This is a genomic window from Microbacterium sp. zg.Y909 (assembly GCF_024626565.1).
This window is the reverse complement of record NZ_JANJFJ010000273.1, coordinates 1-5922: the sequence shown is the minus strand read 5'-3', so window position 1 is coordinate 5922 and position 5922 is coordinate 1. Positions and strand designations below refer to the sequence as shown.

Below are 5922 nucleotides of genomic sequence, written 5' to 3'. Positions count from 1 at the left end.
TCGGTCTTTCGTCATGGGAGCGGCCACCCCAAATGAAAAGACCGCCCCGCGGGCGGTCTGTCGTCACACGAACCCACCGCCTATGCGGTGAGCCACCAGGTGAGGTTCGCGGACATGGGGCCGAAACTACCACACGGCCGCCCGTGAGTGCCGTTCGGCCCCTCTCCAGGTCGCCCGGCGTAGGGTGGAAGCGTGCCAGCAGTCAACCTCGGGATGCCGCGTGTGCCGGAGCTTCTCGCCCCGCGCCGCAAGAGCCGTCAGATCCGCGTCGGGAAGGTCCTCGTCGGTGGGGACGCGCCCGTGAGCGTGCAGTCGATGACGACCACCAAGACCACAGACATCAACGCGACGCTCCAGCAGATCGCCGAGCTCACGGCATCGGGCTGCGAGATCGTCCGCGTGGCGGTGCCCAGCCAGGATGACGCCGATGTGCTGCACATCATCGCGAAGAAGAGCCAGATCCCGGTCATCGCCGACATCCACTTCCAGCCGAAGTACGTCTTCCAGGCGATCGACGCCGGGTGCGCGGCGGTGCGGGTGAACCCCGGCAACATCCGGCAGTTCGACGACAAGGTCGGCGAGATCGCCAAGGCGGCGAAGGATGCCGGCGTCTCGCTGCGCATCGGCGTCAATGCCGGATCGCTCGACCGTCGTCTTCTCGAGAAGTACGGCAAGGCCACGCCGGAGGCTCTCATGGAGAGCGCCGTGTGGGAGGCGAGCCTGTTCGAGGAGCACGACTTCCACGATTTCAAGATCTCCGTCAAGCACAACGACCCCGTGATCATGGTCAAGGCCTATCGGCTGCTGGCCGAGCGGGGCGACTGGCCGCTGCACCTCGGCGTGACCGAGGCGGGGCCGGCCTTCCAGGGCACGATCAAGAGCGCCACCGCCTTCGGCATCCTGCTCTCCGAGGGGATCGGCGACACCATCCGCGTCTCGCTGTCGGCGCCTCCGGCCGAAGAGGTCAAGGTCGGGCACCAGATCCTGCAGTCGCTGAACCTGCGCGAGCGCAAGCTCGAGATCGTGTCGTGCCCCTCGTGCGGCCGAGCCCAGGTCGACGTCTACACGCTCGCCGACAACGTCACCGAGGGCCTCAAGGACATGACCGTGCCGCTGCGCGTGGCGGTCATGGGCTGTGTCGTCAACGGCCCGGGCGAGGCCCGCGAGGCCGACCTCGGCGTGGCATCCGGCAACGGCAAGGGCCAGATCTTCGTCAAGGGCGAGGTCATCAAGACCGTGCCCGAGGCCGACATCGTGCAGACCCTCATCGAAGAGGCGAACCGCCTCGCCGCCGAGATGGGGCCGGCCGCACCGCTCGGCACCGCGCAGGTGGTCACCGCCTGAGAACGGCCCGTCATCCCCTTCGTCAGTGCAGGGCGCCGCCGGGCGCCGCCACGTCGGCGGGAGTGGCCAGCGCCGTCCGCACGGTGATGAGCAGCGCCTGCGCGATTTTCTCCAGCGGCAAGGAGGGCTCACCCTCGCCGTCCGCCCACGGTACGTGCACGAAGCCGGCTCGCATCCCGGGCCGCCGTGCCGCTTCATGCAGGGCCACGAACATGGCGTGGTTGCAGACGAACGTGCCGGCGGAGTGGGATACCTCGACGGGGATGCCGGCGGCCGCCACCGCGTGAGCGATGGCCTTCACCGGCAGGGTCGAGAAGTACGCGGCGGGCGCCCCGGGGATGCTCGGTTCGTCGACCGGCTGCGCGCCGTCGTTGTCGGGGATCCGCGCGTCGATGAGGTTCACGGCGATGCGCTCGATTCCGACGGCACTGCGGCCGCCAGCCAGCCCCGACGCGATGACGAGGTCGGGGGAGTGCGTCGCGATGAGCTCCCGCAGCCGCGATGCGGCGCCTGCGAAGGTCACCGGGAGCACGTCGGTCACGAGCTTCTCCGGGCCCTCCCAGAGATCGGCGGCCAGATGCACCGCCTCCGCGCTGGGGTTGACGGCGGCATCGGCGAAGGGCTCGAACCCGGTCAGCAGCACGGTGGACACGCCTCCAGCGTAGGTGAGCACCGCGGGTCGTCACGGCGCAGGACGCATACCGTGCGCGCGATGGCGTGAACCGATCGTTGCGCGTTTCGCTGAACCGCTGCGGCCGTCCCCGGAACAGGAAGTCTCCGCGGCACAGGACGTTCCGCGCCGGATCTTCCTGTTGCGGTGAGTTCTCCTGTTTAGCGGCGGACTATCCCCGCGCGCTCGCGTGAGAACCACGCCGGGGCGACGTAGAGCAGCCGCAGCACCGGCACCCGCGCGACCCCGGCGGCGATCACGAGGCTCAGCGGGATCACGACCGCCGTCATCAGGATCGGCATCACGGGACGCAGCGCCGCGAGCGCAGGGGCATCCGCGAACGGCATCAGGATGCTGGTGAACGTCGACAGCAACAGGATGTGCGTGACGTACACCTGCAGCGTGCGCTGCCCCAGGTGCTCGAGCGGACGCGACAGCGCCGTGCCGACGAGGTTGCGCGCCAGGCACATGCCGAACGCGACGGCGAGCAGTCCCACCGGGATCGCAGTGACGGCATCCATCAACCAGCCCGTCGCGCCGCGCAGCACGATGGATGCCGCGAACAGCAGAAGCAGCGCCGCGGTGGCAGCCCACCGGCGGCGGTGGACGGCGTGGATGATCGACTGTCGAAAGTGCAGCCCGATGAGGAAGAAGACGAAGTACTTCGCGATGCCGTCGTATGCGACGTTGTGAAACGTCACGCCGCCGTACATGACGGTCGCCGCGAGGGCGGCGACACCGAGGGCGACCCAGCGGTTCACCCGGCCGTCCAGCGCCTTGGCCGCGATGAGGAACAGCGCCAGCGCGAACAGGAACCACAGCCCGTTCGAGGGCCGCACCACCGACAGCACGAAGTCCGTCCAGCTGGACTGGTTGAGGTCGATCGGCTCCGGCACCACCTGGTAGTAGGCGAAGCGCAGCACCGTCCACACCAGGAACACCCACACCAGCACCGCCAGCCGGGTGCGCCACAGCTGCGGCCACGAGCGCCGCACCGCCCCGACGGCGAGCATGCCCGCGACGAGGAAGAACAGGGGCATGCGCAGCAGGGCGAACACCAGGTTCAGCGGCTCCCACCACGGCGAGGCGAGGGCGGTGGGCCCCGTAAACATGCCGGCGTGGAAGAGCACCACCAGGACGATCGCGATGCCGCGGGCGCCGTCGAGCCAGGTCACGCGACCGCTCACGGGACGATCTCCTCGGTCTGGTCCGCGGGCGTGTACGCCATCCAGTCGATGACCATCCTGTTCACCTCGGGGGTCGTGGCATCCGGGTCACCCGGCCAATCGCCGCCGACGGCCAGGCTGAACAGCACATGCATCGGCTCGTCGAAGACCCAGCGACCGGTCAGTGGCACGTCCCACTCCTCGACGTCCATCACGACCTGGTCGTCGATCGCGAGGATGATGCGGCCGGGGCGCTTCTCGACCGTGTAGACGTGGAAGTCGTCGGCGAGAGGAGCCGGCTGGTCGACGCCCTCGTTGAGGGCCCAGTGCTTGGTCCAGCCGATCGGCCCGTGCAGGTGGTGACGACTGCGGGAGGTGTCGTTGGGCGTCTCGATGATGTCGACCTCGCCGGCGTTGGGCCAGCCCACCCGGTCGATGTTGTCGCCGAGCAGCCAGAATGCCGGCAGCAGGCCCTGGGCTTCGGGCAGCTTCACCCGCGCCGAGAGCTGCCCGAAGGTGAACGACCACTTCTTGTGGCTCGTGATGCGCCCGGAGGTGGGCGTGCTGCCGTCGGCGGGCACGGTCGCCGTGATGACGAGGTTGCCTTCGCCATCCAGTGCGACGGCGTCTTCGGTGTACTCCTGGATTTCGTTGTTGCCCCACCCGCCGCCGCCGGTCTGGATGTTCCAGAAGGCGGGATTGGGCTTGCTGCCGGCCGGTCCGTCGAAGTCGTCGAAGAGCGGTTCGCTGTCGCCGTAGCGCGGCGTGAGGAACGAGAACCCGGTGAACCACCAGAGCCCGCCGACCACCAGGACGATCACGAGGATCGCCGAGGGGATGCCGAGGGTGAGCCACCTGCGGCGGCGGGTGCGGCGCGGCGCGGCGCTCGGAGCGGGCGCGGTGTCGGTGACGGTCACGGCAGCAGTCCTTTCGGGTCACGGCGCAGCAACTCGGTCGCGGCGGTGATGGTGTCGCGGTCGTACAGCGAGCCGTCGAAGCTGACAGATATGTGCAGGCGTCGTCTGAGCACGGCCGTGAGGGCGGTGATGCCGTTGCGCCCTGCAGGATCGACCGATACCCGAACGACGCCTTCGCCCGTCCAGGGGAGAGGCTCGAGCGCGCGGAGAAAGCCCATGTCGCTGACGATCGGCTTCGCAGCCGCCGGGACCTGAGACGGGCCGGACCGCTGCCAGCCGCGGGTGAGCAACCCGGCGGCGAGGGCCGCAAGAGGTCTCCCGACGTGCAGGTCGCGGGTGAAGCGTGCTCCGGCGGCATCCAGCCCTGGCGTGAGGTCGACCGGATGCCCGACGACGAAGTTCGCCAGTGTCGACCGCCCCGACGGCAGGTAGCGGCGCAGGTCCACCAGCAGCGAGCCCTCGTCCATCACCGGCACGCCCACCCGGTCAAGCGCCTCCCGGAGCGCGAACATCATCGCCAGGGTCGGGGGGACTCTGCCCCGGCTCCAGGCCGCCAGCTCCCGGTAGGTCTGGGCCTCCATCGTTCCGGTGACGAGGTCCAGCGACCTGCGCTGCGCATCGACGGTCGGTCCGGCGTACGGGGTGCGGCGCTGCGCCATGCGGTCACGGACGACCGCTCCCGCCCGGCCGGGGTGCCGCAGGAACGTCGCGGCCAGTGCCGAAGGCAGCGGGTCCACGTCCGGGCCCGAAGTGAAGACGCCCGGTGCTTTCCGTCCGGTGAGCGCTCCCGCTGTCAGCATGACGCTCAGAAAGCCGTCGCCCAGGCGGTGGTCGATGCACAGCGATGCCCGGTCCTCGCCGAGGAAGACGGTGAAGGGCAGGTCCGCGGCGGCGGCATCGCGCAGCTTCGGCAAGCCCGCGTCTCCGGTGAGCTCCACGGGCAACGGACGCACGATCCGCTCGGCCTGGGCATCGAGGGCGTCGGGGTCGTACCGCCAGCGAGGGCCGTCGAAGGTCCTTCCGGCGCGGGCGGCGGCACCAAGCCGCAGCAGGTCGCGGACGGCGGCGACGACCGTCTCGCGTTCGGGCACATCGAGGGGGGCGAGTTCGACGCTGATGCGCACCCCGTCCGACAGCAGGTCCCTGCCCTGCACCCGCCCCGATGTCTCGACCCGACGTGCCGCGCGGCGCGGCGTGCGCTCCGGCACCGCGCCGGCCTCCTCATCACGTGCGATGACCATTCTCAGACCATCTCCAGGGCCGTCTGCAGATCGGGGGCGAACTCCAGCGGCAGTTCGAGGTCCGCCAGCCACGTCGCGGCGTAGCTCGTGAGCTTGCCGTTGGCGTTGTCGATCGCGATGACCCGCCGGCCCATCTGCAGCGCGATCAGCATGGCGTGGAGGCGATCGGTGACGATCGTCTCGCCGGGGGCGAGGAGGGCAACGCCCGTTGCCAGGCGCGCGGCGGCATCGGCGAACCAGCGGTCGGTGGTGCGGTTCATCCCGCGGGTCACGGCACCTTCGACGACGGTGCGGCGCGCGCGGCGGCGGAGGCGATCGGCGAAGGTCATCGCCGGCCAGTCCACGGCTTCGGCCCCGGTGCCCGGCGGCAGAGCGCTCTCATCGTCTCGGCGCAGCAGCTGGACCACCGGGCGCGTCGGGGCGGCGGCGTGAAGTCGCCCCAGCATGTGCACGCTGTCCGGCGCCAGCGTCACATCGGCGACGAGGTCGCGCACCGCCGCGAGCGAGGCGGTGTCGCGCACCGCCAGGCGCAGCTGCGGCCGCGACGCCATGCGGCTGGCGAACTGCGTGCGGTCCGATGCCGC

6 protein-coding genes are annotated in these 5922 nt (G+C 70.2%); 1 reads left to right on the top strand and 5 read right to left on the bottom strand.

The window, feature by feature from the left end:
• Positions 1-192: 192 nt before the first annotated feature.
• Complete coding sequence (ispG, locus tag NQ160_RS16885; RefSeq protein ID WP_257516322.1) at positions 193-1344, top strand: flavodoxin-dependent (E)-4-hydroxy-3-methylbut-2-enyl-diphosphate synthase; 1152 nt, start codon at positions 193-195, stop codon at positions 1342-1344.
• A gap of 22 nt (positions 1345-1366) precedes the next feature.
• Here the strand turns inward: ispG and pcp are convergent, their stop codons facing one another.
• From pcp to NQ160_RS16860, 5 genes are all read right to left on the bottom strand, one after another.
• Positions 1367-1996, bottom strand: a complete 630-nt coding sequence (gene pcp / locus NQ160_RS16880; RefSeq protein ID WP_257516321.1) for a pyroglutamyl-peptidase I — start codon at positions 1994-1996, stop codon at positions 1367-1369.
• Positions 1997-2175: 179 nt separating this feature from the next.
• On the bottom strand, positions 2176-3201 hold the full coding sequence (locus tag NQ160_RS16875; RefSeq protein ID WP_257516320.1) for an acyltransferase family protein: 1026 nt from the start codon (positions 3199-3201) through the stop codon (positions 2176-2178).
• Positions 3198-4097, bottom strand: coding sequence for a glycoside hydrolase family 16 protein (locus NQ160_RS16870; protein WP_257516319.1), 900 nt, complete (start codon positions 4095-4097; stop codon positions 3198-3200). The genes NQ160_RS16875 and NQ160_RS16870 overlap by 4 nt, the downstream gene beginning before the upstream one ends.
• Positions 4094-5338: a hypothetical protein gene (locus NQ160_RS16865; protein WP_257516318.1), complete on the bottom strand. Its 1245-nt coding sequence runs from the start codon at positions 5336-5338 to the stop codon at positions 4094-4096. The genes NQ160_RS16870 and NQ160_RS16865 overlap by 4 nt, the downstream gene beginning before the upstream one ends.
• Before the next feature lie 2 nt (positions 5339-5340).
• A partial coding sequence (locus NQ160_RS16860) for a polysaccharide pyruvyl transferase family protein (RefSeq protein ID WP_257516317.1) occupies positions 5341-5922 on the bottom strand: 582 nt, incomplete at its 5' end.